Source organism: Escherichia sp. MOD1-EC5950 (genome assembly GCF_002965345.1).
Lineage (GTDB): Bacteria > Pseudomonadota > Gammaproteobacteria > Enterobacterales > Enterobacteriaceae > Escherichia > Escherichia marmotae.
This window is the reverse complement of record NZ_PTSR01000075.1, coordinates 1-2,431: the sequence shown is the minus strand read 5'-3', so window position 1 is coordinate 2,431 and position 2,431 is coordinate 1. Positions and strand designations below refer to the sequence as shown.

Genomic DNA, 2,431 nt, shown 5'->3' with positions numbered 1-2,431 from the left:
CCTGAATTTTTAGTCAGCAGTAAACGGGGGAGTGTTTACTGCCGGACTCTGCTGAATTACTGGTAAGAAACAGTAACCGGCAGAGATGCATTCCACTGGATTGGAGCATCACCGGAAACCGGTTCGTTCAGAGCAATTTTAATTGCTTGATTTGGCTTAATAACAGAAAAATAGTAGCTGTTATAAGTTTTTCCCGGGTTACTGAAATATGAAACTTCTGGGTCTACCATTGTTCCACCCTGATTCACCCAGTTTGCTTCAGCATCCGGCATATAAGCAGCAGCCAAGTCTTCCTTAGAAAGGCTACCTGAATTCTGTCCTAAGCCACCATAATATGCACTCCCCTTAGCAGCGGCAAACACCAAAAACTTCTTAGCACCACCCCCATCGGTACTTTTCTCTGAAGTATATGCCTGTGCAAAAAGAGATGACTCCAGCTTGCCAATCTCATTGCTGGCATCATCTTTCACTACTAAGGTTAGTTTAGTTTCACCGTTAGAAAACTTTGTTGCATCAATTGCAGCACCATAATCAATTTGTGGCGCAATACCATTAGCACCCACAAAAGCCGCTTTTTCTTTGGTGCGAATACCCAAAATTTCAATGCTCTTGAGGGAAGATATTCTAACTTCTTTCTGGCCTTTCTGAATCGGCGCATTCAGGTCATTCACCGCAGCGCCTACTTTAACTTCCCACGGGGTAACTTTTTCTACCGGAGTCAGGGTACCGCCCAGGTCAACAGAACCACCAGTGCCGTTTGCAGTCCACGCCATAGCAGAACCAGATACTGCAGCAGAGGCAGCCACAGCCAGTGCAATCAGAGTCTTTTTCATAAAATAAATTCCTTGATATTTCATAAATAATAAACTGAAATCGGTAATCCTTATTTTTCCGGAATTACCGCAAAACTATCCCCTGCGGATTCATTTAATTAACCGCATTTCATTAAACACTGTGTTTAACTCAGAATAGCTTTACGTTATTCCCGTTTAAAAATACGGTAAATCCCTTTACCAATATGACCCGTTCCGGAGTCACGGATGTATTGCATCTGTTGTCGGAGATGAATCCTCAGTCTTCCACCTGCAGCGCTATCTGCAGATTTCCCCGGTAACTGACCGGGACTTCCAGCTCTGCCGGAGCATCCGTTCTTAACTCAACCAGCTTCTGTGCCTCAGGTACGGTTATCACCACATCCTCACCCAGCTGTCTGGCGCTGAGTGCCACTCTCTTTCCGTCAACCATCAGGGCCGTCTTCAGGGTGATGCGGGCTTCCCCGTTATCCGGCAGTATCTGCTTCACCGTGATATACGCCAGGCCACCTGATGCAGCCCTGGACTCTGCGTTGCGGATGGTCAGGCTGCCGGGAAGAGGCGTCGTGTCTCCACTCCGGTACAGCACCGGGTCTGTCGGTGTACGGGTCACCTTCACCACGCTGTTACCTGACACCTGACCGTTCACCACACCCAGATACTGCGTTTTCTCGCTGTATTCAGCGGCCAGTGCTGACTGAATACTGAGCGCATTCAGGGCCAGGGCGAATGCCATCATTGTTTTCTTCATTTATTACCCCTCTGTTCCGTGTTCCGGAGGGCGGTTATTTCTGCTCTGCGGTATCTGCTTTCTCAGTTTTTGCTGCTTCCGGTGCTGTCGGTTTCTTCTTGTTAATTGTCCAGGTCTGCAGGCTTCCCCAGTCATTCAGGGAGTCCACTTTCACCACATTTCCCTTCACCTGTACTTCATCACCCGGCATGAACATCAGCAGTTTCTGTGCCGTGTCGTTATCCGTGGCAATTTTCTTCCCGTTTCCGTCCAGCAGGCTGCCAATCGCAAAAATATACGGCGTGGTGTTCACCAGCATTATTCTGCCGTCCGGGCGGCTCTGCAGGCTGAGCCCTTCCTCTGCCCCCTTGCGGCCTTCAAGCAGTGCCTTCGGTCGGTAGAACAGTTTCAGCTTCGTGCGCAGTGCCACCGCAATACCGCTGCCCTCCAGAGCCGGCGGAATATCCTGCAGGTTCAGCCAGTACACCGACTCTTTATCCTTCGGCAGATGGTCCGAGGCCATGATGATACGCAGTGTCTGCTGACCATTCGGTTTCACCTTGAAGAAGGACGGTGTCACCACAAAAGTCGGACGGGTGTCCTTCTCCACGATATTGTCCACCCAGGCCTGACCACCAAAGGTACGCTCCTTGTCATTGTTGGTGACCGTGATGGTCAGCGCATCCTTATCCCCGCGAAAGATATAGCGGGTCTGGTCTGCCGCCAGGGAAGCCATCGCACTCTGACAGGTCATCATCAGCGCCAGCGTCATTCCCAGTGCTTTTGTCACCCGGTTGGTGAAAAACGTCGTTACTGCGTTACGCTTACTCACACGTAATCTCCTGTAGTTTCTCAGTATCCTGCAGTCTGGCCGCAGGTATCCGGCACT

General features: G+C 50.1%; 3 protein-coding genes. All 3 read right to left on the bottom strand.

Annotated features, from left to right (window positions below; translation table 11 throughout):
- Window positions 1-56: 56 nt before the first annotated feature.
- Window positions 57-833 (bottom strand): fimbrial protein, encoded by a 777-nt coding sequence (locus BEA93_RS24140; protein WP_105225244.1) that lies wholly within the window; start codon window positions 831-833, stop codon window positions 57-59.
- Between the two features lie 238 nt (window positions 834-1,071).
- Window positions 1,072-1,563, bottom strand: a complete 492-nt coding sequence (gene faeF, locus BEA93_RS24135) for a F4 (K88) fimbria minor subunit FaeF (protein ID WP_000753469.1) — start codon at window positions 1,561-1,563, stop codon at window positions 1,072-1,074.
- A gap of 34 nt (window positions 1,564-1,597) precedes the next feature.
- Window positions 1,598-2,374: a F4 (K88) fimbrial chaperone FaeE gene (gene faeE / locus BEA93_RS24130; protein WP_105267684.1), complete on the bottom strand. Its 777-nt coding sequence runs from the start codon at window positions 2,372-2,374 to the stop codon at window positions 1,598-1,600.
- Between the last annotated feature and the right edge of the window lie 57 nt (window positions 2,375-2,431).